Genomic DNA, 25,518 nt, shown 5'->3' with positions numbered 1-25,518 from the left:
AGGCCCTCGGGTCAAGCCCGAGGGCGACGATTTGACGAGGTGCCCGCCTGAGCCCGAGGGCGACGATTTCGCGAGGTGGCTGCCCGAGCCCGAGGGCGACGATTTCGTTGCACCACGATTGTCTCGGAAACCCATGGCTTTTTATGTTCCGATATCGCATCGTCTAACTATGGGCGGCTGGGTCTACATCCTGAGCAATCGGAAGAACGGAACGCTCTATATCGGCGTCACGGCCCATCTCGCCGAGCGCGTGCAGCAGCACCGAGGTGGCCAGACGCCAAGCTTCACTCGGCGCTATGCGCTCTTCCGGCTCGTCTATGCCGAGCGGCATGAGGAGATCACCGCCGCGATTCAGCGTGAGAAAAGCCTGAAGCGTTGGCCGCGCGCATGGAAGATCGCCCTGGTCGAAGGCATCAATCCGACCTGGCGGGATTTGTACGAGACCTTGAGCGGAGACCTTTAAAAGATGCCCCCCTTCCGCTCGTCCCCCGGGCTTGGCCAGCCACACTTGACCCGGGGGACCTAACCTGTGGGGCGCCCAAACGGGTAGGCCCTCGGGTCAAGCCCGAGGGCGACGCGTTCATCTTACGGTAGCCACGCCCGAGGGCGACGGAGGTTCGCGTGCCTTACAGCACCTTGTCGGTCGTCGGATCGATCAGGTGCATGTTGTTCATGTCGACCGAGAGCGTCATCCGCGTGCCGGGTTGCGCGGGCACCAGCGGGTCGATGCGCGCGCAGAAGGGTGCCTCCGTCACGTCCCGATGATCCTCCTTCGTGCCGCCGAGGAAGAAATAGATCACCGTCTCCATGCCCATCGGCTCGGTGATGTCGACATCGACATCGACCTTCTCGAAGCCCGGCCGATTGTCACCGGTATAGGCGGGCATGTGCTCAGGCCGGATGCCGAAGAGCACCTCCCGCCCGACATGCGCGGCGTACCGGCCATGGCGCTCGGCCGGCACGGCGAGCTTCACGCCGTTCTGCAGCTGGACGAACAGCCCCTCGCCTTCCTTCAGCAGCTTGGCCGGGATGAAGTTCATGCCGGGGCTGCCGATGAAGCCGGCGACGAAGCGCGTCTCGGGGTGGTGGTACAGCTCCTGCGGCGGGCCCACCTGCTCGATCAGCCCCTGGTTCATCACCACCACGCGGTCGGCCAGCGTCATCGCCTCGACCTGATCATGCGTCACGTAGATCGTCGTCGTCTTGACGGTGCTGTGGACCTTCTTGATTTCGGTGCGCATCTGCACGCGGAGCTTGGCGTCGAGGTTCGACAGCGGCTCGTCGAAGAGGAAGACCTTGGGGTTGCGGACGATGGCGCGGCCCATGGCGACGCGCTGGCGCTGGCCACCCGAGAGCGCGCGGGGCTTGCGCTGCAGCAGCGGCGTGAGGTGCAGGATGCGGGCCGCGTCCTCGACCCGGCGCTTGATGTCCTCCTTCGGGAACTTCCGCAGCTTCAGGCCGAAGGCCATGTTGTCGTAGACCGACATGTGCGGATAGAGCGCGTAGTTCTGGAAGACCATGGCAATGTCGCGGTCCCGCGGCGGCACGTCGTTGACGACGCGGTCGCCGATCAGCAACTCGCCGCCCGAAATCTCTTCCAGCCCTGCGATCATGCGCAGCGTGGTGGACTTGCCGCAGCCCGAGGGGCCGACGAGGACGACGAACTCCCCGTCCTGAATATCGAGATTGATCCCCTTCACGGCCAGCGCATCACTGCCGTCATAGGTTTTCTTGAGCGATTTGAGAGCGACCTGGGCCATCGAGTCCGTTTCCCGTTCGAAGGTTCTGGCCTACCGTTCAGCAATGAAAGCCTTATGGCAAGCCGGTTTTTTGTTTTTTCTGAACCAAACGTAGACGGTTTTCCGACGATTGGCCAGAAATCTTAGCGCCGCCGGCCGCGGCATGGCCGCCTCTCCCGCTTCCCGGTTGAAAAAGGACGGGAGGCATTGGACCATGCCGCGCCCCGCATGCTCGGAGACGAGACCGCATGTCCGAATCCTCCCCCCTTCGCGTCGCCCTCATCGGCTATGGCTATGCCGGACGCGCCCTGCACGCGCCGCTGCTGCGCGCGGTGCCCGGCCTCACCCTCACCGTCCTCGGCTCCAGCCGGCCGGAGGCGGAGATCCACGCCACCCTGCCGGATGTGCAGGTGATCGCCGATCCGCTGGCGGCCGTGCAGAATGCGGCGGTGGACCTCGTGGTGATCGCGACGCCGAACGCGCAGCACACGCCGCTCGCGGAAGCGGCGCTCGCCGCCGGCAAGCACGTGGTGGTGGACAAGCCCTTCACCCTGTCGCTTACCGAAGCGCGGCTGCTGGCCGAGACCGCCGCGCGCACCGGGCGCCTGCTCTCGGTTTTTCAGAACCGCCGCTTCGACAGTGATTTCCTGACCGTCTCGGAGATGCTGGCCGCCGGCCGGCTGGGCCGGCTCGTCGAATTCGAAAGCCGGATCGACCGCTACCGCCCGGAGGTGCCGGACCGCTGGCGCGAACGACCGGAGCCCGGCGGTGGCCTATGGTTCGACCTCGGCCCGCATCTCGTCGACCAGGCACTGAAGCTCTTCGGCCTGCCGCAGACGATCGCCGTTACGACCGCCGCCCAGCGCCGCGGCGATACGGCGCCCGACTGGTTCCATGCCGTTCTCGCCTATGCCGGATTGCACGTAATCCTCGGTGCGAGCTGCCTCGCCGCCGGCGGCCGCTCGCGCTTCATCCTGCACGGCACGGAGGCGAGCCTGGTGAAGCAGGGCGTGGACGTGCAGGAAAGCCAGCTGCGCCAAGGCATGGCGCCGGGCGATCTCGACTGGGGCATCGACCTCGACGCCGCGACGCTGATCGACGGGGCTAGCGCCGAGCCCGAGGTGATCGCGGCGGCCGATGGCGACTGGCGGCGCTACTACGCCGGCGTGCGGGATGCGATTCTGGGACGCGGCCCGAATCCGGTGACGCCGGCGGAGGCCGTGGCCGTGATGGCGGCGATCGAGGCGGGCGTGCATTCGGCCGAGACCGGCCGCGCCCTGCCGCTCGCCCTGACGGAGAGCGAGCGCGCGGCCTTCGCGGCGGCGCAGCGCGGGTGACGGCGCGGCTGGACCGGCTGCCGCCGCAGGAGTCGGCGCGGCTGTCTCTCCGCCCGCTGACCCTGGCAGATGCCGAAGCCTTTCGCGCGATGACGGACGAGCCCAGCATCAACGCGGTCGTGCATTTCCTGGCGAGCCCCTTCACGCGCAAGGACTCCGAAGCGCTGCTGCGGGGCGCCGGCGATGGCGCCGACTGTTTCTGGGGCGTCTGGCCGCGGGCCGGCGGCGCGCTCCTCGGCACGGTGGGGACGCATCTGCACGGCGAAGGCGAGATCGAAATCGGCTACTGGTTCGCGGCCGCCGCCCGGGGACAGGGCTTCGCCGGCGAAGCGGTGCAGGTGGTGACGGCGGCGCTCGCCACCGCCTTTCCGGCCCGGCAAATCATTGCCGAATGCCGGCCGGAGAATACGGCTTCCTGGCGGCTTCTGACCCGGCTGGGCTTCCGGCCGAGCGGCACGGCCGGCCACCGGCCTGGCCGCGCGCGGCTCGTGCTGGGGGGATGGCCAGAGTAAGGCCAGGTTGCGCGACGGCCCCAGGGACGACACAGACAGATCCGGCAAATCCGTCGGACCGCTGCGGGACGTTATGGTGCCCCCTCGCGTCCAAGATAGCGATTGATGGCGAAAGCCGCCTGCACCTTGCCACCATCCTGATTGGCATCGCCGAAACTGATTTCGCCGCCATCGCCGAGCCCGATCACGATATAGTCGGACGCGCCACGGTCCCGCACCCGGGCGTAGCGGAGCTGATCGAGCGGCACCGTGAAATCGTCGTGCCAAAGCCACACGGTCTTATGGAACAAGGCCGTGTTTGATGCCTTGTCCAACGTCAGGCTTCCCGTCGTCATGACGAACAATCCGGCCAGAAACAGTGGAACGGAAAAGATTAGAGCACCCCAAAGGGGAAACGCCGTTCTGGTGTTGAAAACACGATAGAGGAAGAAACCGAGGGTTATGAAACCCGGAAGGATGAAGACGAGGCCAAAGAGGTAGTCTGGCGGTTGCTTCACAAGAAGCGCGCCGTTCGCCAGCGTCTCGATGACATAGTCGCGCATAGCCCCGATCCTGACTGGCGGAGGCCTTAAGCACTCACCGCCGGTGAACGGCGGCGAGGCCCGCGGCAGCCGCGATCATCATCCCGCCAGAAAGCCGGTTGCGCAGACGGCCATGGCGGCCGAGCAGGCCGCGCAACTGGCCGGCGAGCAGCGCCCAGCTGCTGTCCATGATGCCGATGATGACGAGAAAGGTCGCGGCCAACAGCCCCACCTGCGGCAGCACCGGATGGTGCGTCGAGACGAATTGCGGGAAGAGCGCGCCGAGGAAGAGCAGCGTCTTCGGATTGGTGAGCGACACGGCGGCCGCCCGCGGCAGCATGGCGGAGAGCGGCACCCGTGCCCCCGCCTGGATGCGGCTGAGATCGACGACGGGCGCCCGCCACTGCCGCCAGCCAAGATAGAGGAGATAGGCGACGCCGAGCCAGCGGACGACCGCGAACCAGGTGCCGAGGCCCTGCAGCAGCGCCGTCAGGCCCAAAGCGACCGCCACAAGCTGGATCACCTGCGCCGCCAGGGTGCCGGCCACAGTCGCGAGACCGTAGCGCACCCCGTGCGAGACGCTGTTCGCCATGATCAGCGCGACGTTCGGCCCCGGAATGCAGCCGAGGATGAAGGTGACGGCCACGAAACCCCAGTAGAGATGCCAATCCATTGCCGCCCCTCCCCGCTGCCCAAGATGGGCCGCGCAGATCCTAGAGCGGTTTGGGTTTTGATTGAATCGCCTTTAACTCGTCATGCCCGGCCTCAAGCCGGGCATCCATGCGTTGAGGCGCCCCGACATGGATCGCCGGGTCAAGCCCGGCGATGACGAGGAATACTGTTCGGCCAAAACTTGAACCGCCCTCACTCGGCCGGAGCAGGCGCCTGCACCAGGGGGCGATAGCCTTTCGGCCGGAAGAGCAGAAGGCCGATCAGCAAGCCGCCGAGCCCGACGATCCGCGTCAGCATGTCGAAGGTGGTGAAGGCATAGAGGCCGAGGACGAAGAGCAGGAGGGCGCTCACCGCCGGAAAGAGCGCATAGGCGCAAAACGTGCCGGGCTGCCTGCGCCAGCTGGCGCGATAGGCCCAGAAGGAGACGATCCCGGTCAGCCCGTAGTAGAAGCACACCTGGATTGCCACCGCATCCACCGAATCCGACAGGATCACCTTGATCGAGGGCAGGAAGCTCGCGCCGAGGATGATGGCGACGCCCGAGACGATGAGCACTACCATGGCGCGCACCGGGGTCTGCGTCGCCGCGTCGATGCGGCTGAGGCTGGTGGGCAGCGCGCGGTCGCGCCCCATGGCATAGAGGGCGCGCGAGGATTGCAGCATCGTCGTCTCCAGATTGCCGATGCTGGAGAGTATGACGGCGAGCGAGGCGGCCAGCGCACCGGCATGGCCGAGCCCCGCGGTGAGCGCCATGTGATAGATCAGGTTGTCCGAAAAGCTCTCCCCCTTCTGCGGCCCGAAGAGCATCAGCGCCACCACGGCGAAGGCGGTGAAATAGCTGATGGTGACGAAGATGCTGTAGAAGCCGCCGCCGCCTGCCGCATCCGGTTGATCCGTCTTCGTCTCCTCCCCGAGGTTGGAGGTCACGTCCCAGCCCCAATAGAAGAAGACAACGAGCAGCGCCGAGGCGGCGAAGCTGCCGGGGGCATAGCCGAAGCCAAACCAGGACCAGGAGAAGGGCAAGGCCGCCCCGTGCAACGCCATATGGATGACGGCGGCGATCAGGATCGTCGTCAGCACCGCGAGTTCGATCACCATCATCACCACCTGCATCACGCTCGTCAGCGTCACGCCGATGATGAGGATGAGCGCGATGGCGAGGAACCAGAGCACGGCGATGCCGCTGGTGAGCAGCACGTTGTCGGTCAGCCCGGGCGCCACGAAATTCAGCGTCTGGGTGCCGAAGGGCAAGGTCGCCGAGACCATGGAGACGAGGCCGGAGACGAGCAGCGCCCAGCCCGACAGGAAGCCCCAGAAGCGGCCGAAGGCATCGGTCGTCCATTGATAGTTGGCGCCGGCGTCCGGGCGCTTCAGGCTCAGCGCCTTGTAGCCCACGGCAATGCCGAGCATGGGGAGAGCGAAGAGGATCAAGGCACCCGGCGAGACGAGACCGGCGGTGCCGAAGAGTGTGGCCGTCGTCACCGCGATGGAAAAGCCGGGCGCGCTGCCGCCGATGCCCATGACCAGGGATTCGAAGAACGAAACGGCATTGGCCTTGAGCGACGTCACGCGCATCATCTCCCAGTGTGACAGCGCGCGTGTATAGGCGACCGGTCCGACCGGGAAACGTCATGATTTGATGACGGTGGCGCCGTGGCGGGCGCCACCGTCGGGGGTCAGCCCGCCCGCAAGGCGCCCCAGGTCTGGTCGATGGCGCGCGCCGCGCGCTCCACGACCAGCGCCACTTCCTCATCCGAAATGACCAGCGGCGGCGCCAGCACCATGGTGTCGCGGCAGGCGCGCATGATGAGCCCACCTTCGGTCGCAAAGTTGCGGCAGGTGAGGCCCGCCTTGCGCGAGGAGGGATAGGGCTTGTGGCCCGCGCGGTCCTCGGCGAGTTCGATCGCGATCATCAGCCCCCTGCCCCGGATCTCGCTCACCAGCGGATGGTCACCCACCGCGCCGCGCAAGCCCTCGAGCAGCGCCGCGCCCTTGCGGGCCGAAGCCTCGGCGAGGTTCTGGCCCTCGATGATGTCGAGATTGGCGAGCGCGACGGCACAGGCCACCGGATGCCCGGCATAGGTAAAGCCGTGGTAGAATTCCCCACCCTGTTCGATCAGCACATCGGCCACGCGATCGCCGACGAAGATGGCCGAGAGCGGCACATAGCCCGAGGTGATGCCCTTCGCCGTCGTCATGATGTCGGGCGCGATGTCGTAGGTGAAGCTGCCGAACATCGTGCCCGTGCGGCCGAAGCCGCAGATCACTTCGTCCGCGATGAGCAGGATGTCGTGCGCGCGGCAGATGCGCTGGATCTCGGCCCAATAGCCATCGGGCGGGATGATGACGCCACCAGCGCCCTGGATGGGCTCGCCGATGAAGGCGGCGATGCGGTCGGCGCCGACCTCGGCGATATAGGCTTCGAGACTGGCGGCGGCCTTGCGGCCGAATTCCTCCGGCGAGAGATCACCGGCATCGCGCCAGGTATAGGGGGTCATCACCTGGGCAAAGTCCGGCAGGTCCCCGGCCTGCTTGTGCATGTCCTTCATGCCGCCGACGGAAGCACCGGCCAGGGTGGAGCCGTGATAGCCGAATTCGCGACTGACGATGATGCGCTTCTCGGGGCGCCCCTGAATCATCCAGAACTGCCGCGCGATGCGCAACGCGCTGTCCACCGCTTCCGAGCCCGAGGAGGCGTAGAAGACGTGGTTGAGGCCGGCAGGGGCAAGACGGGCCAGACGCTCGGAGAGGGCAGCCGCCGCCGGCGTCGTGCTGTTGAAGAAGCAATTGTAATAGGGCAGCATTTCCATCTGTCGCCTCGCCGCCTCGACGATGGAGGGCTGGCTGTAGCCGGCATTGACGCACCAGAGACCGGCCATGCCGTCCAGCATGCGGTGGCCATCGCCATCGACGACCCAGACGCCCTCGGCGCGGGTGATGACGCGCACGCGCCCCTCATGCAGCGACTTGTGGTCGGTGAAGGGATGCAGGTGATGCGCGTTGTCGGCCGCGCGGAGATGGTCGATGTCGTTCGGAATGTCGAGCATGGTGTTCTTCCTTCGAACTAAATTCCGAGGCGGTCGCGCAGGCCGTACCACCAGGCGCCGAGCACGGTGAGCGGGACGCGGAAGGTGCGCCCGCCCGGAAACGGCAGGTAGGGCAGCCGCGCGAACGCGTCGAACCGCTCCATGCGGCCCTGGATCGCCTCGCCCAGCAACCGCCCGAGCAGATGCGTCGTTGTCACGCCATGGCCGCTGTCGCCGTGGCTGAAGAGCACGTTCTTCGACAGCCGGCCGACATGCGGAATACGCGTGAGCGTCAGCGCGAAATTGCCGCTCCAGGCGAAGTCGATCGGCACGCCGCGCAGCTCGGGGAAGGTCTTTTCCAGATGCGGGCGGATCTTACCCTCGATGCTCGCGGGGTCGGCGCCGCCGTAGTTGATGCCACCGCCGAACAGAAGCCGGTCATCGGCCGTGCGGCGATAGTAATCGAGCACGTAGTTGCAGTCCTCGACACAGTAATTGCGCGGCAGCAGACGGTCGAGCACCGAAGGGTCGAGCGGCGCCGTCGTCACCACCTGAGTCGAAACCGGCATGATCTTGTTGGTGAGATCAGGGACGGCGCCGCCGAGATAGGCATTGCCGCAGACGAGCACGGTGCCGGCGCGCACGGCGCCGCGCGCCGTCTTCACCAGCACAGAAGCGCCTTGATCCTCGACCCCCGTCACCGGGCTTTCCTCGTGGATCACGGCACCCAGCGCTTCCGCTGCCGCTGCTTCGCCGAGCACGAGGTTGAGCGGATGGATATGGCCGCCACGATGGTCGATCTGCCCGCCGACATAGAGGTCGCTCGCGACGATCTCCGGCAGGGTTGCGCTATCCACCATCTCCAGCCATTCATGGCCGTAGACTTCCCAGACGCGCTTGAGATGTTCCAGCTCGCGCATCTGCTTCTCGGAAAAAGCGGCGAGGAAGCCGCCTTCCACATAGTCGCAATCGATGTCGTAGCGGGCGATCCTCTCGCGGATGATGTCTCCCCCTTCGAGGGACATGGCACCCAGCGCCCGCGCCGCATCCTCGCCATAGCGGGCGCGGATGACGGCGAGATCACGACTATAGCCATTGACGATCTGGCCGCCATTGCGCCCCGACGCACCCCAGCCGACGCGCATCGCTTCCAGCACTACGGGCCGGAACCCGGCTTCGGCCAGCGTCAGCGCCGCCGAAATCCCGGTGAAACCGGCGCCGATGATGCAAACATCGGCCACGATCTCGCCGGCGAGCGCCGGCCGCACCGGCTGCGGATGCGCGGTCGCTGCATAGTAGGAGGGCGCGTGGGCGGACATGTCAGGCGGTCCTCAGATAGGCGTCGTATTCGAATTCCGTGACATGGGCGCGGAACTCGGCGATCTCCTGGCGCTTCACCGCCGCATAGACCTTCTGGTAGCGCGGCCCGAGAGCCTTGGTGATGAAGGGCGAGGCCTCGAAGCGGGCCAGTGCCTCGTCCCAGGTCGCGGGAAGGGTCTCGGCGCCGGATTCGCTGTGCTCGCCCTCCAGCGGCTCGGGCGGCTCGGCCTCGGTCTCCAGCCCGTGCAGCGCCGCCGAGAGGATGATGGCGAGCGTCAGATAGGGGTTGGTATCCGTGCCGGCGACGCGATGCTCCACGCGGGTGGCCAGGCCTTGCTCGATCACCCGGATCGCCGCCGTGCGATTGTCGATGCCCCAGGTCAGCCGGGTCGGCGCATGGGTCGCGGGCGTCAGGCGTCGGTACGAATTGGCATGCGGGGCCAGCACCAGCATGCTGTCGCGCATGGTGCTGAGCATGCCGCCCACCACGTGGCGCAGCTTGCCGCCACGCTCGTGGCCCTGCGCCACGAAGATATTCGCGCCCGTGCGATCCAGCAGGCTGAGATGCGTGTGCATGCCGCAGCCCGCGAGCCCGCCATAGGGCTTGGCCATGAAGGTCGCATCCATGCCGTGGCGGCGCGCAGCCCCCTTGACGATGCGCTTCATCATCACCGTCCAGTCCGCGGCGCGCACCACGTCGTCAGTATGGGTGAAGTTCAGTTCGTACTGATCGGGTCCGTTCTCGCGCACCACGCCGTCGAGCGGGATGTTCTGCTCGGCTGCGAAGCGGGCGATATCGGCGAAGACGCCGTCATAGGCATGCAGCTCTTCGATCGAGAGCACGTTCTGCTGCCAGCCCTTCCAGCCTTCCGCATCGGCGCCATAGGGCCGCGGCTTGGCGCCCGCCAGCTCGTCCGGTGTGATGAAGTAGAATTCCAGCTCGGTCGCCACCACCGGCGTCAGCTCCGCCGCGGTGAAGCGCGCGAGCACGTTTTCCAGCACGGTGCGGGGATCGGCGAAATAGGGGCTGCCATCGCGGTCCACCATGCGCAACATCACCTGCGTCGCGCGTCGGGACAGCCAGGAGACCGGCAGCACCGAGCCTTCCACGGGCTTGCACAAGCCATCCGGGTCGCCCGTGCCCCAGGCGAGCCCGGCCTCGTCCGCATCGCGGCCCCAGATGTCCTGCGCGAAGACCGACCGCGGCATCAGCACGCCCTTGTCACTGACGTCAGCCAGCTTCTCGGCCGGCACCCATTTCCCGCGCGGCACGCCGTTGCCATCGACCACGAAGGCTTCGACGATGGCGCCGCCCTCCGACTTCTTCGACTTTCCCCCGCCTGCGACGCGCGGCAGCACCGTCATGATGGTCTCCGAGTTGTGATTCTTCCATTACGGCACAATGTGATCACATTAAGCAAGAACCTTGTGCGAAATTCCGCACTGGCGCACCAGCGCAAAGGGCGCCAGAAGGCTTGCCCGATTGCACCACGAGACGAAGATGCCGGACGACGTTCCCCTCCTGGCCCTGCCCGCTCGCGAAGACGGTGAGCCCATCCATCAATGGGTCTTTCAGTCGTTGCGGCAGGCGATCATGTCTGGGCGGTTTCCGCCCGGCCAAGCCGTGACCATCCGCGGCCTGGCGGAAGCCCTGGGCGTCAGCGCCATGCCGGTACGGGAGGCGCTGCGGCGGCTCGTGGCCGAGCGAGCGCTCGCTCTGCTCGACAATCGCCGGGTGCGCGTGCCGCAGATGACGGCGGCGCGGTTCGACGAATTGCTCGCCGCCCGCACGGCGCTGGAGACGGAGGCGGCGATTCGGGCCCTGCCCCTGATCGACGAGGCCCGGCTGCGGATGCTGCACGCCATCAACGACCGGGTGGACGAGGCCGTGGCGGCGGGCGCCGCCGAGACCGTGGTGGAGGAGAACATGCGCTTCCACCTCACCCTCTATGCCGCGCGACCAGATAGCGTGCTGCTGCCGCTGATCGAGAGCGTCTGGCTGCAAACCGGCCCCTTCATGCGGGCGGCGCTCGAGGACATGCCGGTGCAGGCGGTAGGGCACGACTATCATCGGGATGCGCTGGCGGCGATCGCCCGCCAGGATGCCGCCGCCCTGCGCCAGGCGATCGCCGAGGACATTCGCACCGGCATCGGCCATCTCGCCTTGTCCGGGCGCCTGGCCGAGTGAGCTGTCCCTACGCCTGGCTGGGGCCGGCCTTGCGCCGGCACGCCTTGCGGCGCAGCGGCCCGCGGGTGCAAGCTGCGAGATATGTGATCACTTTTGTTCCGTCTTGAAGGAAGCGCGCTGATGGCGAGGCCGGTGATTGGATTCGTGTGCGACGTGATGGCGGTGTCCGGCCATGTCGCGCATCTCGTGGTGGAGAAATACATCTATGCCGTGACGGTGGGGGCTGACGCCCTGCCCATTCTGCTGCCCGGCCGCGTCTCCAACATCGACGGCACGCCCGCGCCGCAGCCGCTCGACTTCGCCGAGATCCTGAACCTGGTCGACGGCATCTTCCTGCCGGGCAGCCCCTCCAACGTGGCGCCGCCGCTCTACGGCCGCCCGCCGGAGGATCAGGTTCTGCCGGCCGACCCCAACCGCGATGCCCTCTCCATCGGCCTCATCCGCGCGGCCTTCGACGCAGGCGTGCCGATGCTCGGCGTCTGCCGCGGCTGCCAGGAGATGAACGTCGCCTTCGGCGGCACGCTGCATCCGAAGCTGCATGAGGTGGCGAGCACGCCGCTCGACCACCGCTACGACAAGACCCTGCCGGTCGCTGAGCAATATGCCCCGGCCCATGAGGTGACGCTGGAACCCGGCGGCCAGTTCGCGCAATGGGTGGGCGGTGCCCATCAATGGCGCGTGAACTCGCTGCACGAACAGGGCGTTGACCGGCTGGCGCCGGGCCTGGTGGTGGAAGCCCGCGCACCGGACGGCGTGGTGGAAGCCTTCCGGCATCCGGAGGCGCGCGCCTTCACCACCGCAATTCAGTGGCATCCGGAGTGGCGTTTCGGCGAGGATGGCCTGTCGTCCGCGATCTTCCGCGAATTCGGGCGCGCCGCGCGGGCCCGCATGGAGGCGCGGCGGCGCGGCTGAGGCGAGGGAGAGGCGCGGCCGGCACCCCAAAGCCCCGAGGTCCCGCATGCGTCGCCCACTCGCTCTCCTCCTCGTCCTCGCTCTGCCGCTGCTGCCCGCGAGCGTGGGGGCGCAGGCCCAAACCACGGGCCGCGTGCGCGGCAGCATCCTGTCGGTCTCGCCGAGCCAGATCACGGTGAACGACCGCACCGGCCAGGCCGCGCATTTCGCGATCGGCGGGGCAACCCGCTACACCGGCGTGAAGCCGGTCGCGCTGTCGGCGATCCAGCCGGGCAGCTACATCGGCTGCGCCGCCCTGCCGGCCACGGGCGGCAAACTCCGCGCCCTGGAGGTGACAGTGTTTCCACCGGCGATGCAGGGCGTGGGCGAAGGCCACTATCCCTGGGACCTGCAGCCCGAGAGTTCGATGACCAACGGCACCGTGGGCAGCCTGAGCCGGGCCGACGGCAATAGGATGACCGTGACGTATAACGGCGGCAGCCAGACCATCCTGGTGCCGCCGGGCGTGCCCGTGGTGACGGTGGAGCCCGGCCGCTGGCAAGACCTGCATCCCGGGGTGAAGGTGGTGATCCTGCCGGCGCCCGGCGCCCCTGGCCAGGCCGGCCATATCCTCTATGGCGAGCAAGGCATTACCCCGCCGCAATAGCCGGCCCGTGGTCACGTTGACTTAACCATTGCCGCGCGGCATGCGAGAGGTCGTGCACGGAATGCTCAGACGCGAGGACGGTGGTTGCAAGAGTGCAGGACCTTGATGCCTTCATAGAGCGCTGGACCAAGGCCGAGCAGGCGGAACGCCCGAACGCGCAGCCCTTCCTTCTCGAACTTTGTGACGTCTTGGGCGTGGAGCGGCCGCCACCGGCGAAAGGCGCACTCGGGCCTTATCGGTTCGAGCGCGGCGTGACCCTTCATGACGCCGAAGACCGCCACACCATTCGCCGCATAGACCTCTACAAGCGCAGTTGCTTCATCCTGGAGGCGAAACAGGGAGCCAACCCGCGCCAGCAGCCCGGACTGTTCGGCCTGCAGACCGAAGTGGACCGTCGCCAGACCATTCGCAATTCCTCGGGCTGGGCGCAGCACATGCTGCGCGCGAAAGGCCAGGCGGAAGGCTATGTGCGGGATCTACCGCCCGAAGAACCCTCTCCACCCTTTCTCATCGTCTGCGACATCGGGTTCTGCTTCGATGTCTATGCGGACTTTTCCGGAACCGGGCGTCACTATGCCCAGTTTCCCGACCGCGAAGGGTTTCGCGTCTATCTGACCGATTTGCAGAAGCCAGAGATCCGCGAAACGCTGCGCGCCATCTGGCAAGACCCGCTGAGCCTGGACCCCGCCCGCCGGCGCACCGAGGTGACGCGGGAAATCGCCGAATACCTCGCGAAATTGGCGCAAGGGCTGGAAAAACGGCACACGCCGGATCGCGTGGCCTTCTTCTTGATGCGCTGTCTGTTCTGCATGTTCGCGCAATCCGTGGGCCTCCTCCCGGACCGGGAGACCTTCACGGCCCTGCTGCAACGATGCGCGCAAGCGCCCGAAAAGTTCGTGCCGCTCGTCGGGGAACTCTGGCGCTCGATGAATACGGGCGGGTTCTCGGTGGCGGCGGAGGCTGTCGTCCGCCGCTTCAACGGCGGCCTGTACGCGGCCGGCAGCGTGGATGCCGAGCCTCTCGAGGTCACCGCCGACGAGCTGCGCCTGCTCATCATCGCGGCCCGGCGGGATTGGGCCAATGTCGAGCCCGCGATTTTCGGTACGCTTTTGGAAAATGCCCTCAGCGCGCGACAGCGCGGCCAGTTGGGCGCCCATTTCACGCCCCGCGCCTTCGTGGAACGGCTTGTTCTGCCAACCGTCATGGAACCGCTGCGCGCGGAATGGGACGGGTTCAAGGCGGCCTCCTACAAGCGGCTGGAGGCGGGAGATCGCGAGGGCGCGGCGAAACTCCTGCGGGACTTTCATGCGCGTCTCTGCGCCGTGCGCGTGCTGGACCCCGCCTGCGGCACGGGCAATTTCCTCTACGTCACCATGGAGTTGATGAAGCGCCTGGAAGGCGAGGTGCTGGATGCGCTGGCCAACCTGATTTCCGGCGAAGGGGATAGGCTTGCCCTGACGGGCGCCAGCGTCGATCCGCACCAGTTCATGGGGCTGGAGAAGAACCCGCGCGCCGTGCCCGTGGCCGAACTGGTGCTGTGGATCGGCTATCTGCAATGGCATTTCCGTACGCTGGGCGCGGCCCCCCCCGGCCGAGCCCATTCTGCGCGACTTCCACAATATCCGGCATCAGGACGCGCTGCTGCTGTATGACGCCGAGGAGCCAGAGCGTGACGCCCAGGGCGCGCTGGTGACGCGCTGGGATGGAGTGACGCTGAAGCCGCATCCGGTGACCGGCGAGATGGTGCCGGACGAGACGGCGCGCGTGCCGGTGATGCGGCTGATCCGCCCCAAAGCCGCGCCCTGGCCATCTGCCGATTTCATCATCGGCAACCCGCCCTTTATCGCCGGCAAGGATCTGCGGGCGGAGTTGGGCGATGGCTACACCACGGCGCTGTGGGCCTGTTACAAGAAGGTGCCGCGCTCGGCCGATATCGCCATGTTCTTCTGGTTGAAGGCGGCGCAGGCGCTGGTGGCGCCCAAGGCCGAAACGCGGCGCTTCGGCTTCATCACGTCCAACAGCATCCGCCAGACCTTCTGCCGCCGCGTGATCGCGGACGCCATGGCTGCGCGCAAACCGCTCGATCTCGTCTTCGCCATTCCAGACCATCCCTGGTCGGATGGCGCGGGTGCGGCCGCGGTGCGCATTGCCATGACGGTCGCGGAACGCACGCGGCGCAAGGGAGAAGCGCAGGGAGTTCTGCAAACCGTTCTCGCTGAACGGCCGGGCAAGGATGGCGTGCCCGAGGTTGATCTTGCCATTGCAACAGGACCGATCAATGCCGATCTGTCCATCGGTGCGGACCTTGACCTCACCAAGCCGCTGCGCGCGAATGAAGGCATCAGCAGCCCCGGCGTGAAGCTGCACGGCGCGGGGTTCATCGTGTCGCCGGCGCAAGCCAAGGGCCTTGGGCTGGGGCACGTGGCGGGGCTCGAACGGCATATCCGCCCCTATCTCAATGGCCGTGACCTGACCCAGCGCAGCCGCGGCATGATGGTGATTGATCTCGACGGGCTTGCGGAGAGTGAAGTCCGTGCACGCTTCCCAGCAACGTACCAGCACGTTCTGGTCCATGTTAAGCCGGAACGTGATCACAACAATGAGCCGTATCGGCGGTTAAATTGGTGGTTGTTTGGTCGCAACAACAGCCTGCTTCGCGGCGCGTTGCGTGGACTCTCTCGCTACATCGCAACCGTGGAAACGGCGAAGCACCGCGTCTTCTGTTTCCTCCCTGCCGCCGTTCTGCCGGATAACAAGCTGGTCTGCATCGCGACCGAGGATGCCTTCCATCTCGGCGTGCTCTCCTCCCGCTTTCACGTCGCCTGGGCCTTGGCCGCAGGCGGGCGGCTGGGCGTCGGGAATGATCCTGTCTACGTCAAAACCCGCTGCTTCGACCCCTTCCCCTTCCCAGCCGCCACCGCGGGGCAGCGCGCTACCATCGAGGCCATCGCCGAAGAACTGGATGCCCATCGCCGCACGCGGCTGGACGCGCATCCGCACTTGACGATGACCGGACTCTACAACGTTCTGGACAAGCTCCGGGCCGGGCGGGCGCTGACGCCGGCGGAGCGGGACATTCATGACGCGGGCCAGCTCTCCCTTCTGCTTCGCCTGCATGACGATCTGGATGCGGCGGTGGCCGAGGCCTATGGCTGGCCAGTCTCCCTTCCCGCCACCGAGATCGTCGCCCGTCTCGTGGCACTCAACCTCGCCCGCCAGGCCGAGGAAGCGGAGGGTGAGGTACGTTGGCTGCGCCCGGACTACCAGGCACCGAACGAGCAGAAGCGTGCCGCACAAACCGCGCTTTCCATCGAAGATGCGGCAGCCGCCGATCTGCCGGCCTGGCCCAGCCGCGACCCTGAGCGCTACGTCGCCCTGCGCGGCCTGCTCGCCACCGCGCCGGGCAAACCGGCGGAACTCTCTCGCCGTTTTCGTGGTGCGACCCCGGCGCGGCTGCGGGATATGCTGGAAACCCTGGTGGCGCTCGGGCAGGCCCGGCTGGGGCCAGACGGACGCTATCAGGCGTGAGCGCTGGTGACCTGGCCAATCGTTACCGATGACCCGCGAAATTTGGCTTTTATAACGATTTCGCAATATAACGTCTAGCTTGCCTTTACCCGTTCTGCCTAGTCTCGCCGCGACCGAGGGGCGAAAGGGCATTCCATGGCGAAGAGTTCCCGCTTCAGTCGAAAAGCAGGCCGTTCCGCCTTACTCGGTATCCTCTTGCTGCTCTCCTGCCCTGCGCTCCGTGCCCAGGCACAGGGCTGGATCACGCCGGCCGAGGTGCCGCGCCACGGCTTCTTCGGCGGCATCGGCCTCGGCATCCAGGCGGTCGATTTCGGCCATCAGAGCCTCTATGCCATCGGCACCTCGCGCAACTATTCCAACGGTGCCCTGGTCTCGGCCGGCAGCGCCTGGGGGCCGGGCTCGGCCGATCCCTCGACGCCGGTGAGTGCCGCACCCGAGGTGCGGCTCGGCTATTACCGGCATTTCGGCACCAGCCCTTGGCTTTGGGGCTTCCGCGTCTCCTACAGCGATCTTCTGGCCGAGACGACGCAGTATGACGTGGGCATCCCGCAAGGCGGCGTCATCGTCTATGCCGGCAGCCAGAGCTACCAGCCCTTCACCGGGACCGCCGTGGTGCAGAGCTACCGCGTGCAGGCGGACAGCCGCTTCGGCGCCATGCCCTTCATCGGCCACGATCTCGGGCCCGGCTTCATCTATCTCGGCCTCGGCGGCACGATGACCCATGCGACGACGGAGTTGAACGGCCTCGTGGGCTATGCCACGATCAATGGCCAGAACGTCAATGTCTCGGGCACGCCGCAGGATTTCCAGAGTTCGGGCTGGGTGCTCGGCGCCGGCGCCACCCTGGGCGGCACCTATTTCGTCACCCGCAACTGGTTCCTCGACATCGCCTATAGCTTCACCGAGACGGCGGCGCAGGTTGGCCGCTACGTCTCGAGCTTCACCAATACGACGACCAATCCCGGGGTCACCACAACGGGCGGCCTCTACGGCCAGTCCTCGGAACGCATCATCACCCACGGCATCACGATCTCGGTCAACCGCCACTTCTGAGCGGAGTGCGGATGGGAGACGCCTGAGGGGCGATCAACTTTCGCGGCGACCGCTTGCAGGCCAGGGCGCGAACAAATATAGAACGTGCATGCTCAGGTCTCTCAAGGAGCGGCTGGCCATCCTCTCGGATGCCGCCAAATATGACGCCTCCTGTGCCTCCAGCGGCACCGACCGCCGGCATTCCGCGGGCCGCACCGGCCTCGGCTCCACCACAGGCAGCGGCATCTGCCACGCCTATGCGCCGGATGGCCGTTGCATCTCCCTGCTCAAGATCCTGCTCACCAATTTCTGCGTCTATGACTGCGCCTATTGCATCAACCGCTCCTCCAGCAATGTCGAGCGGGCGCGCTTCACGCCGGAAGAGGTGGTCTGGCTGACGCTGGAATTCTACCGGCGCAACTACATCGAGGGACTGTTCCTCTCCTCCGGCATCATCCGCTCCGCCGATTACACGATGGAGGAGATCCTGCGGGTTGCGCGCCTGCTGCGCGAAGCGCATCAGTTCCGCGGCTACATCCACCTCAAGACCATTCCCGAAGCCTCTCCCGCGCTCATCGAACAGGCCGGCCTCTATGCCGACCGGCTTTCCATCAACGTCGAACTGCCGAGCGACGCCTCCGTCGCCCGCCTCGCGCCCGAGAAGCGGCCGGCCGGCATCCGCCGGGCCATGGCCGACCTCCGCCTGCAGATCGAAGGCGCGGCCGAGCCCACGCTGCAGACCAAGCGGCGGCGGCGTTTCGCCCCGGCCGGGCAATCGACCCAGATGATCATCGGCGCGGACGAGACGAACGACGCTGCGATCCTCGGCGCCTCCGCCCGGCTCTACGGCAGCTACAATCTCAAGCGCGTCTACTACTCCGCCTTCAGCCCGATCCCCGATGCCTCGAGCCGCCTGCCGCCGGAGCGGCCGCCGCTGGCCCGCGAGCACCGGCTGTATCAGGCCGACTGGCTCTACCGCTTCTACGGCTTCGCCATCGAGGAGGTGACCGCGGCGCGGCCGGACGGGATGCTGGACCTGGCGCTGGACCCCAAGCTCGCCTGGGCGCTCGCCCATCGGGAGCGCTTCCCGGTGGACGTGAACCGCGCCGAACGCGCGCTGCTGCTGCGCGTGCCGGGCCTCGGCGTGAAGGCGGTGGAGGCCATTCTGAGGTCCCGCAGGCATCGCCGCCTGCGGCTCGAGGATCTGGCGCGGCTGCGCGTGCCGCTGCGCAAGGCGCGCCCCTTCCTCCTCGCCGAAGGCTGGACCCCGACGCGGCTGGTGGATCGCGCCGATCTCGCGAGCCTGGTGCAACCGCCCGCGCAACAGCTGGCGCTGCTCTGATGCGCCTGCATCCCGTCACCCTGGAGGGCCACGGCGACTTCGACGAATGGCGGGCGGCGGCACGACGCCTGCTCGCAGCCCGGCTGCCGCCCGAGGCCATTGCCTGGTCAACCCGCGACGCCGAGACACTGTTCACAGCCCTTCCTCCCGAGCCCGCGGCCGAGGGCACGGCCGCGATGCGCGTGCCCCGCCGCTTCGTCACTCTTGCGGAGACGGCGATCTGCCACACCGATCCGGGCCGCTTCGCCCTGCTCTATCGCCTGCTGTGGCGCCTGCAGAGCGAGCGCGCGCTGCTCGACGTCGCGTCCGACCCAGATGTCGCGGCGCTGCTGCGGCTCGAAAAATCGGTGCGGCGCGACTGCCACAAGATGACGGCCTTCGTCCGCTTCCGGGAAGTGGAGGCGGTGGAATCCCTGGCGCGCCGGCGCTTCCTCGCCTGGTTCGAGCCGGACCATTTCATCCTGCGCCGCGTCGCCGCCTTCTTCGCGCAGCGCTTCGCCGACATGGACTGGCTGATCCTCACGCCGCGCGGCAGCCTGGCCGCGACGGACGGGGTGGTGGACGTCTCCGACGCGCCGGCGGAAAAGCCGGCCCTCGCCGACCCGACGGACGCGCTGTGGCTCACCTACTACGCCGCGATCTTCAACCCGGCGCGGCTGAAGCCACGCGCCATGCAAGCCGAGATGCCGAAGAAATACTGGAAGAACCTGCCGGAGGCGGCGCTCATCCCGGAGTTGATCGCCGAAGCGCCCGCCCGTGTCGCCGCCATGGCGGCGCAAAGCTTCCGCCCGCCGCCCGCCTTTCATGCGCGGCGGGTGGCGCGCGCAGTCAGCAGAGATGAGGAGGCACCGATGACGACGCAGGATCTGACGCAGGTGCGGCAGGAGGCCGCGGGATGCACGCGCTGCCCGCTTCATGCCAATGCGACGCAGACGGTGTTTGGCGAGGGACCGGCGCAGGCACCGCTGATGGTGGTGGGCGAACAGCCGGGCGACCGTGAGGATTTGGCGGGCAAGCCCTTCGTCGGCCCCGCCGGCCAGCTTTTCAACCAGGTGCTGGCGGAGGTCGGCATCGAGCGCCGCACCGTCTATGTCACCAACGCGGTCAAGCACTTCAAATTCGAGCCGCGCGGCAAGCGCCGCATCCACCAGAAGCCCAATGCCGGAGAGGTGCAGGCCTGCCGCTGGTGGCTGACGCGGGAGCTTGATCTGGTGCAGCCGCGCCTCGTCCTCGCCATGGGCAAGACCGCCTTGCTCGGCCTGACCGGCATCGATGGGCGGCTGGCCGACCGCCGCGGCCGTGTGATGGAGTGGGAAGGTCGCCATCTGCTGGTGACCGTGCATCCCTCCTACCTGCTGCGCCTGCCGGACGCGGCGGCGCGCGAGGCGGAAACCGCCCGCTTCCAGGCCGATCTGGCGCTGGCGCGGGATTGGCTGGCGCAGGCGGACTGAGGCCTGACGGCTCAGGCCGTTCGGTTGGACAGGAGGCGCCGGAGACGGTGGTTCAGCGGCTCAGCATAGGCGCGCGCGACGAGGGCGCTCAGCGCGGCGGACAGCGGGAGGAACACACCCAGAAGCGTCAGTTTTTCATCCCCCGTCACGGCATGGGCCGGCCACAGGCTGCGCAGGCCGCCGAGCAGGATGAGATGGAACAGATACAGCTCATAGCTGAGCCGGCCCAGCCACCCGATCCCGCGCAGGAAGCGGCTGCGGCGCAGAAGGGCACCGGCCGGCCGGCTCTCCGCGCCCCACAGGAGCATCGCCGTGCCGAGCGCCATTGCGGTGACGCCGAGCACGTTCGTCTGGCCGATCGGCCGATACAGGTAGAGGGCGATCATGAGGGCGATGACGCAGCTCTGCAGAAGCGTGGCGGCGTGCCCGCGCAGCGGGGCACGCCGCGCGAGCAAGGCGGTGCAGCAGCCGATGGCGATGCCATCGAAGCAGGCGAAATAGGCGTAGAGGAAGCCCCCTTCATCACCCTGATGGGTGAAGCGGTAGAGGGGACCAATCAGGATGATCGCGCCCCAGAAGGCGAGCAGGCGCCGCTCCCCTCGCAAAGCCAGACAGAGCAGCGGAAAGGCGAGATAGAAGACTTCCTCGACCGAGAGCGACCAGAGGACACCGAGGGGATAGTTCACCCATCCATCGCGGCCGATCAGCACGTTCATCCAGAAGGTCAAGGACGCGAGGTTGACCAGCCAAAGCGAAACCGGCTTTCCGGCGGGGGCATGGTTCTGGAAGATGGCAACGCCCGCGAGGGCCAGCCCATCGACGACGAGCAGCAGCAACACCAGGCAGGGCAGAATGCGGGCGATGCGCAATCCATAGAATGCCCAAGGATCGATCTTCGCCAAGTCGGACCATCGGCGCTGCGCATTGCTGGTGATCAGATAGCCCGAGATGACGAAGAACATCGTCACCCCATAATTGCCGTTGCGCACCACGGCGTGCACCGCATCCCAGCCGAAGATCGCCGACAGCGTCGTATCTTTCAGCGAATAGGCGATGTTGAAGTGGTGCAGCAGCACGAGAAGGATGGAGAGGCCGCGGAGCAGATCGATCCGCGCGTTGCGAAAGCCGATTGTCATGCCCTGCCCAGGGGCGATTGGGCGATGACGGCACTCGCCTCGCGGATCGTCGCTTCGCGCGCCGCCCTGCTCTGGCCCTTCGCATCACAATAGATGGCGACGAGCAACGGCGGGCGGCCCGGCGGCCGCAGGATTGCATAGTCGTTTGACTCTTCGGTCAGATTCTCGCCAGGCCGATCGCCGATGGACCAATCTGCCGGAAAGGCCGCGCGAATACGCCGCACCCCGGGTTTGCAGGCGACCATGCCGGCTTCGAGCCTGGCGCGCGATGCGGGTGTGAGGACGGTCCCGAGCAGGATCGCGTGCGCCGAGCCGACGATCGCGCGCGGCGAGGTCGTGTCGAGAACGCCGTCAACCTGGTTGGACAGAGGCTCGTAGCGATCCGATCGCGTCACGCGATCGCCGATGCCGCGCAGGAAGGCCGTGAGCGCCGTGGGGCCGCCCGCGCGACGCATCAACAGGATGGCGGCGGTATTGTCGCTGTATCCGAGCATCGCCTGCGTCAGATCGCCGACGGACATGGCGCCCTTTGCGAGATTGGTTTTGGTGATGGGCGAGGTGAAGATCAGATCGCTGCGCGTATAGGGGACCATCGTGGACAGGTCGTCCTTTCCGGCGTCCACACGGGCGAGAGTCTGCGCGGCCAAGAGTCCCTTGAAGGTGCTGCACATCAGGAAACGTTCGTCGGCGCGATGGGCGAGGCTCCGCCCCGAGCCGCCATCGACGGCGAAGACACCGAGGCGGCCGCCGTGACGGCGCTCGATCTCGACGAAGGGCGAGGCCGGTGCCGCGGCGGCCGTTCCCAGGCCAAGCAGCATGGATGACGCAACGGCGAAGCTGCGGCGAGAAAGCGAAGTGGTCACGGCCTTATCCTGCCAGTTTGACTCCTCCCTATCCGATGCACGCCAGTGCCAAAAGATAGTGCAGCACATAGGCGGCGTGCGGGCCCCGTGTTGCCAGGCATCCCTCCCCGCCCTAGCCTGGGCTTTGCCCCAAAGGAGGCTGTGCCGATGACCCGCAAGATCGATCCCGCCGTCCTCGGCATCGAGCGCGGCAGCGATTATCCCCCGCAATTCCAAGCCCCCTGCCGCAACATCGAGCGCAGACGTCTCGGGGATGCCGCGGGGCTCACCCAGTTCGGCGTCAACCTGCTGCGCCTGCCGCCGGGCGCCTGGTCAAGCCAGCGGCATTGGCAGATTGCGAGCGACGAATTCGTCTATGTCCTCAGCGGCGAAGTCGTTCTGGTGACGGATGACGGCGAGGAAACGCTGCGCGCGGGCGAAGCCGCCGGGTTCAAGGCGGGCGTGCCCGACGGACACCATTTGCAGAACCGGAGCGGCGCGGACGCACTGATCCTGGAGATGGGCACGCGCTTGCCCGGCGACGGCTGCTACTACTCGGACATCGACATGATGGTCCTCGACGATGGCCCGGATGGCCATACGCGGCGGGACGGCACACCCTATGCCCGCACGGCACCGGGGGACGGCGACTCCTCAGGGTAAAGAAGGGCTGACCGTCCCAGGCGCATCGAGAAAAACCGCTGGATCATGCGTTCGGGATAGGCCGGATGCAGGATCCAAAGAAAAGACCTCCGCCCAAAGGGGGAGAATGCGGCGGCCAGAGCAGAGGATCGCGATCGACCTCATCTTTTCGGAGAAATCGCCCTTTGCCGGCCGGCCTTTCCGCCCCTGCACGGCAAGATCTTCTGTATTCGTTAAAGAAATATTTACGATTTAGAAGCAATTGAGACGATAATTGCGTTGCGATCTGAGATAATTACGAAGCTTCCTCTATACGCGACCCAAATGAGGCTACCTTGCAGCGCGGATAGCAGGATTAAGATTGGGCGAATAAATCGTTGAGCAATGACTGAACCTTCTGGCCAGTCACGACAGCAGGAGCGCGCTTTGGATATGTCCAGCGATATCCTTCTCGAGACAACAAGCACCCTTCATCAGACGCAGGAAACCGCCCCTACCCCCTCCGGCAGCTTCGGCTTGGGCATCGTCTATGCCCACGGCTTCCTGCGCGATTGTCTCGTCAATTCCCTCGTCGCTTCATTGCCACGTGCAGCTGTCATTCAAACCTTTGGAACGGTCGAAGAAGCGGCAGACGCCTGCCGGCCGCCGACAACGGTGCTTCTCGTCTATCTCGACGGGTCTTTCGACAGCGGGATGGCCGCGGCCGTCGGAGACATCGCGGACAAGGGCATTCGCGTGGTCATTCTGGTCGACGACCCGAGCCAAGTGCAACGGCCGGCGCTGCAAGCCGCCGTGCATCACGGGCTGGCAGGCCTGGTCCTGACGATGAACTGCTCCGCCCGTCTTCTGGCGGCAGCGATCAGTTTCGTTGCCAATGGCGGCATCTACATGACGCCCGAAATCCTCCTGCATCTGGAAGCAGGCCCCCGGGCGCTTCCCAAGACCCCCGGCCGGAAGCCGGTGCTCTCGCTGCGTCAGGGACAGGTCCTCGAGAAGATCAGAGAAGGAAAGCCCAACAAGGTGATTTCCTATGAACTGGGCATGACGGAATCGACCGTCAAAGTTCATGTCGGCTCGATCATGAAGAAGTTGGGCGCGCGCAATCGCGTCCAGGCCGTCGTGCTCGCCGGCCGCTGAGCGCGCCTGCGATCGCGCCAGGACCCTCCGCTGCGACAGGATGAGCCTGTGACAGCCGCGCCCGTCAGGGCGGCGGCTGCATCTGCTCCTGCTGCTGTTCTTCTTGCTGCTGCTCTTCTTCCTGCTGCATCTCCTCCTGCTGCTGTTCTTGCTGCTGCTGATACTCTTCCTGTTGCTGCTGCTCTTCCTGCTGCTGCTGTTGCTGCTGTTCGTCTTCTTCCTGGCGCTGGCGCTGCTGGTCCTGCCACTGCTGTTGCTGGCGCAGCATCTCCTGTTGCTGTTGTTGCTGCTGGTCGTCCTCTTCCTGTTGCTGGGACGGATCGACCGGCGCCGCGCCGGAGATGGAGGGCTGATAGCCGGGTGCGGCGGCCGGGGCCGCCAATTGCTGCAGGGTCGCCTGCGCGTGCTGATCCCCCTGCGCTGCGGCGCGCTGGAAGAGATCCTTGGCCTTCGCGACGTCCCGGGGAACCCCCTGCCCCTGCAGATAGAGGATGCCGAGATTGTTTTCGGATTGGGCATCGTTGCGGGCCACGCCACGTTCGAAGAGCGCCGCCGCCTTCGCATAGTTTTGCGGCACGCCGCGCCCATCCTGATAGGCGATGCCGAGGTTGTAGGCGGCGTCCGGATCGCCGCCACGGAGTGCCTTCCGCCACCAGGAGACCGCCATGGCATCGTCCTGCGGCACGCCGTCACCGGACCAATAGGCGTTGCCAAGGTCGAACTGAGCCCCGGCGTTGCCGGCTTCGGCTTTTGCGCGGGTCTGCGCCAAAGCCTGCGGATCGGTCGCGCCACCCGCCGGCTGACCTGGGAAAAAGGCGGCGCCTTGCGGAGCCGGCGGCGGGGCGGCGGGCGGGACCGTACAGCCGGCCAGGCCAAAGAGGGATGTCGTGGCAACGGCGGCCACAACCTGAGGCAGTGATCGTCTCATCCATCGTCTCGTTGCGTGGTGGGCGTTCTTGGACGTTTGTGGGCTGAACCTGCAAAGATGCTTGCGCATCCGTTGTCCAAGGAGCATCGCCCTTTGTCAACGGAGGGGGTGGCGGCCGTTCTCTTCTCTGGTCCCAAGTCCTCGGGATGCCAGAGCAAATAAAAAACTTCTCCTTCCTCGTAGATCGAGCTGAAGCCCTGACGTTTTTTATCAAAATGATTCCCCGCTCCGAGACAGTGGTTCAACGGCCCATCAACCATTTGTGTAGTCGGGTTGGGAGGGGGCGACCGCACCCTCCCCGCGCCGGGCAGGCCCTACTTCAGCAGGCCCTGCTGCCCGCGCGACACGATCCGGCCTGGGCAATTGCTTGCGACGCGGAACGGGCCGCGATCGGGGCTTCGATCCAGCATCGGAGATGTGCCAGTTCTGGATCGATACGCCTTTCGGCCGAGCCTTCTCCAACCGAAGACGGGTCACCCCCGTCTTTTGCATGCGGTTGAAGATGCTGTCATATTAGGGCCGGGACCCATAAAAAGGATTCACAGAGCCGAGCTGGCGTGATTCAAGGTTTCCGGAAGGAGACCTCATTTGGACGACGGATATTTTT

23 protein-coding genes are annotated in these 25,518 nt (G+C 66.5%); 13 read left to right on the top strand and 10 right to left on the bottom strand.

Annotation, left to right across the window (positions count from 1 at the left end; genetic code table 11):
• A partial coding sequence (locus ACYQ6W_RS21540) for a GIY-YIG nuclease family protein (protein WP_459678218.1) occupies positions 1–463 on the top strand: 463 nt, incomplete at its 5' end.
• Positions 464–626: 163 nt separating this feature from the next.
• Here ACYQ6W_RS21540 and ACYQ6W_RS21535 read toward each other — a convergent pair.
• Entirely contained in the window at positions 627–1,760 is a 1,134-nt protein-coding gene (locus ACYQ6W_RS21535; protein ID WP_459678217.1) for an ABC transporter ATP-binding protein, read from the bottom strand.
• A 227-nt stretch (positions 1,761–1,987) separates the two neighbouring features.
• Between ACYQ6W_RS21535 and ACYQ6W_RS21530 the strand changes: the two genes are divergently transcribed.
• Complete coding sequence (locus ACYQ6W_RS21530) at positions 1,988–3,076, top strand: oxidoreductase (RefSeq protein ID WP_459678216.1); 1,089 nt, start codon at positions 1,988–1,990, stop codon at positions 3,074–3,076.
• Positions 3,073–3,588, top strand: coding sequence for a GNAT family N-acetyltransferase (locus ACYQ6W_RS21525; RefSeq protein ID WP_459678214.1), 516 nt, complete (start codon positions 3,073–3,075; stop codon positions 3,586–3,588). Before ACYQ6W_RS21530 ends, ACYQ6W_RS21525 begins: the two co-directional genes overlap by 4 nt.
• A 71-nt stretch (positions 3,589–3,659) precedes the next feature.
• Here the strand turns inward: ACYQ6W_RS21525 and ACYQ6W_RS21520 are convergent, their stop codons facing one another.
• The 6 genes from ACYQ6W_RS21520 to ACYQ6W_RS21495 form a co-directional block, all read right to left on the bottom strand.
• Positions 3,660–4,130, bottom strand: a complete 471-nt coding sequence (locus ACYQ6W_RS21520; RefSeq protein ID WP_459678213.1) for a hypothetical protein — start codon at positions 4,128–4,130, stop codon at positions 3,660–3,662.
• A gap of 34 nt (positions 4,131–4,164) precedes the next feature.
• On the bottom strand, positions 4,165–4,782 hold the full coding sequence (locus ACYQ6W_RS21515; RefSeq protein WP_459678212.1) for a LysE family translocator: 618 nt from the start codon (positions 4,780–4,782) through the stop codon (positions 4,165–4,167).
• 191 nt (positions 4,783–4,973) lie between these two features.
• On the bottom strand, positions 4,974–6,350 hold the full coding sequence (locus ACYQ6W_RS21510) for an APC family permease (protein ID WP_459678211.1): 1,377 nt from the start codon (positions 6,348–6,350) through the stop codon (positions 4,974–4,976).
• 107 nt (positions 6,351–6,457) lie between these two features.
• The gene (locus ACYQ6W_RS21505; protein WP_459678210.1) at positions 6,458–7,828 is read right to left on the bottom strand and encodes an aminotransferase; all 1,371 of its coding nucleotides are present in this window, start codon (positions 7,826–7,828) and stop codon (positions 6,458–6,460) included.
• A 17-nt stretch (positions 7,829–7,845) separates the two neighbouring features.
• The gene (locus ACYQ6W_RS21500) at positions 7,846–9,126 is read right to left on the bottom strand and encodes an NAD(P)/FAD-dependent oxidoreductase (protein ID WP_459678209.1); all 1,281 of its coding nucleotides are present in this window, start codon (positions 9,124–9,126) and stop codon (positions 7,846–7,848) included.
• 1 nt (position 9,127) lies between these two features.
• Positions 9,128–10,492, bottom strand: a complete 1,365-nt coding sequence (locus ACYQ6W_RS21495; protein ID WP_459678207.1) for a glutamine synthetase family protein — start codon at positions 10,490–10,492, stop codon at positions 9,128–9,130.
• 136 nt (positions 10,493–10,628) lie between these two features.
• Between ACYQ6W_RS21495 and ACYQ6W_RS21490 the strand changes: the two genes are divergently transcribed.
• The 8 genes from ACYQ6W_RS21490 (at position 10,629) to ACYQ6W_RS21455 (ending at position 20,226) form a co-directional block, all read left to right on the top strand.
• Positions 10,629–11,315, top strand: coding sequence for a GntR family transcriptional regulator (locus tag ACYQ6W_RS21490; protein WP_459678206.1), 687 nt, complete (start codon positions 10,629–10,631; stop codon positions 11,313–11,315).
• 120 nt (positions 11,316–11,435) lie between these two features.
• The gene (locus ACYQ6W_RS21485; protein ID WP_459678205.1) at positions 11,436–12,227 is read left to right on the top strand and encodes a gamma-glutamyl-gamma-aminobutyrate hydrolase family protein; all 792 of its coding nucleotides are present in this window, start codon (positions 11,436–11,438) and stop codon (positions 12,225–12,227) included.
• 46 nt (positions 12,228–12,273) lie between these two features.
• Entirely contained in the window at positions 12,274–12,873 is a 600-nt protein-coding gene (locus ACYQ6W_RS21480; protein ID WP_459678204.1) for a hypothetical protein, read from the top strand.
• Between the two features lie 92 nt (positions 12,874–12,965).
• Positions 12,966–14,525, top strand: coding sequence for a type IIL restriction-modification enzyme MmeI (locus ACYQ6W_RS21475; protein ID WP_459678202.1), 1,560 nt, complete (start codon positions 12,966–12,968; stop codon positions 14,523–14,525).
• A gap of 37 nt (positions 14,526–14,562) precedes the next feature.
• Positions 14,563–16,401, top strand: coding sequence for a type IIL restriction-modification enzyme MmeI (locus ACYQ6W_RS21470; protein WP_459678200.1), 1,839 nt, complete (start codon positions 14,563–14,565; stop codon positions 16,399–16,401).
• Between the two features lie 135 nt (positions 16,402–16,536).
• Entirely contained in the window at positions 16,537–17,454 is a 918-nt protein-coding gene (locus tag ACYQ6W_RS21465; protein ID WP_459678198.1) for an outer membrane protein, read from the top strand.
• Between the two features lie 88 nt (positions 17,455–17,542).
• Positions 17,543–18,775, top strand: coding sequence for a putative DNA modification/repair radical SAM protein (locus ACYQ6W_RS21460; RefSeq protein WP_459678197.1), 1,233 nt, complete (start codon positions 17,543–17,545; stop codon positions 18,773–18,775).
• Positions 18,775–20,226: a UdgX family uracil-DNA binding protein gene (locus ACYQ6W_RS21455; protein ID WP_459678195.1), complete on the top strand. Its 1,452-nt coding sequence runs from the start codon at positions 18,775–18,777 to the stop codon at positions 20,224–20,226. Before ACYQ6W_RS21460 ends, ACYQ6W_RS21455 begins: the two co-directional genes overlap by 1 nt.
• 11 nt (positions 20,227–20,237) lie before the next feature.
• Here ACYQ6W_RS21455 and ACYQ6W_RS21450 read toward each other — a convergent pair whose 3' ends face one another.
• Both ACYQ6W_RS21450 and bla read right to left on the bottom strand, forming a co-directional pair.
• Positions 20,238–21,362, bottom strand: coding sequence for an acyltransferase family protein (locus ACYQ6W_RS21450; RefSeq protein WP_459678193.1), 1,125 nt, complete (start codon positions 21,360–21,362; stop codon positions 20,238–20,240).
• Positions 21,359–22,225, bottom strand: coding sequence for a class A beta-lactamase (gene bla / locus ACYQ6W_RS21445; protein WP_459678192.1), 867 nt, complete (start codon positions 22,223–22,225; stop codon positions 21,359–21,361). The genes ACYQ6W_RS21450 and bla overlap by 4 nt, the downstream gene beginning before the upstream one ends.
• Before the next feature lie 147 nt (positions 22,226–22,372).
• On the opposite strand from bla, the gene ACYQ6W_RS21440 reads away from it, so the two are divergent.
• Positions 22,373–22,867 (top strand): cupin domain-containing protein, encoded by a 495-nt coding sequence (locus ACYQ6W_RS21440; RefSeq protein ID WP_459678191.1) that lies wholly within the window; start codon positions 22,373–22,375, stop codon positions 22,865–22,867.
• A gap of 411 nt (positions 22,868–23,278) precedes the next feature.
• Complete coding sequence (locus tag ACYQ6W_RS21435; RefSeq protein WP_459678189.1) at positions 23,279–23,983, top strand: response regulator transcription factor; 705 nt, start codon at positions 23,279–23,281, stop codon at positions 23,981–23,983.
• Between the two features lie 64 nt (positions 23,984–24,047).
• On the opposite strand, the gene ACYQ6W_RS21430 is transcribed toward ACYQ6W_RS21435, so the two are convergent.
• The gene (locus ACYQ6W_RS21430; RefSeq protein ID WP_459678187.1) at positions 24,048–24,911 is read right to left on the bottom strand and encodes a tetratricopeptide repeat protein; all 864 of its coding nucleotides are present in this window, start codon (positions 24,909–24,911) and stop codon (positions 24,048–24,050) included.
• Positions 24,912–25,518 lie beyond the last annotated feature (607 nt).

It is taken from the genome of Acidisoma sp. 7E03 (assembly GCF_054665075.1).
This window is presented reverse-complemented; position numbering and strand designations above follow the sequence as displayed.

Coding starts and splice junctions, on each gene's coding strand:
- ACYQ6W_RS21535 (WP_459678217.1), bottom strand. CDS start 1,760: ATGGCCCAGGTCGCTCTCAAATCGCTCAAGAAAACCTATGACGGCAGT.
- ACYQ6W_RS21530 (WP_459678216.1), top strand. CDS start 1,988: ATGTCCGAATCCTCCCCCCTTCGCGTCGCCCTCATCGGCTATGGCTAT.
- ACYQ6W_RS21520 (WP_459678213.1), bottom strand. CDS start 4,130: ATGCGCGACTATGTCATCGAGACGCTGGCGAACGGCGCGCTTCTTGTG.
- ACYQ6W_RS21515 (WP_459678212.1), bottom strand. CDS start 4,782: ATGGATTGGCATCTCTACTGGGGTTTCGTGGCCGTCACCTTCATCCTC.
- ACYQ6W_RS21505 (WP_459678210.1), bottom strand. CDS start 7,828: ATGCTCGACATTCCGAACGACATCGACCATCTCCGCGCGGCCGACAAC.
- ACYQ6W_RS21500 (WP_459678209.1), bottom strand. CDS start 9,126: ATGTCCGCCCACGCGCCCTCCTACTATGCAGCGACCGCGCATCCGCAG.
- ACYQ6W_RS21495 (WP_459678207.1), bottom strand. CDS start 10,492: ATGACGGTGCTGCCGCGCGTCGCAGGCGGGGGAAAGTCGAAGAAGTCG.
- ACYQ6W_RS21490 (WP_459678206.1), top strand. CDS start 10,629: ATGCCGGACGACGTTCCCCTCCTGGCCCTGCCCGCTCGCGAAGACGGT.
- ACYQ6W_RS21485 (WP_459678205.1), top strand. CDS start 11,436: ATGGCGAGGCCGGTGATTGGATTCGTGTGCGACGTGATGGCGGTGTCC.
- ACYQ6W_RS21480 (WP_459678204.1), top strand. CDS start 12,274: ATGCGTCGCCCACTCGCTCTCCTCCTCGTCCTCGCTCTGCCGCTGCTG.
- ACYQ6W_RS21465 (WP_459678198.1), top strand. CDS start 16,537: ATGGCGAAGAGTTCCCGCTTCAGTCGAAAAGCAGGCCGTTCCGCCTTA.
- ACYQ6W_RS21460 (WP_459678197.1), top strand. CDS start 17,543: ATGCTCAGGTCTCTCAAGGAGCGGCTGGCCATCCTCTCGGATGCCGCC.
- ACYQ6W_RS21455 (WP_459678195.1), top strand. CDS start 18,775: ATGCGCCTGCATCCCGTCACCCTGGAGGGCCACGGCGACTTCGACGAA.
- ACYQ6W_RS21450 (WP_459678193.1), bottom strand. CDS start 21,362: ATGACAATCGGCTTTCGCAACGCGCGGATCGATCTGCTCCGCGGCCTC.
- ACYQ6W_RS21440 (WP_459678191.1), top strand. CDS start 22,373: ATGACCCGCAAGATCGATCCCGCCGTCCTCGGCATCGAGCGCGGCAGC.
- ACYQ6W_RS21435 (WP_459678189.1), top strand. CDS start 23,279: ATGTCCAGCGATATCCTTCTCGAGACAACAAGCACCCTTCATCAGACG.
- ACYQ6W_RS21430 (WP_459678187.1), bottom strand. CDS start 24,911: ATGAGACGATCACTGCCTCAGGTTGTGGCCGCCGTTGCCACGACATCC.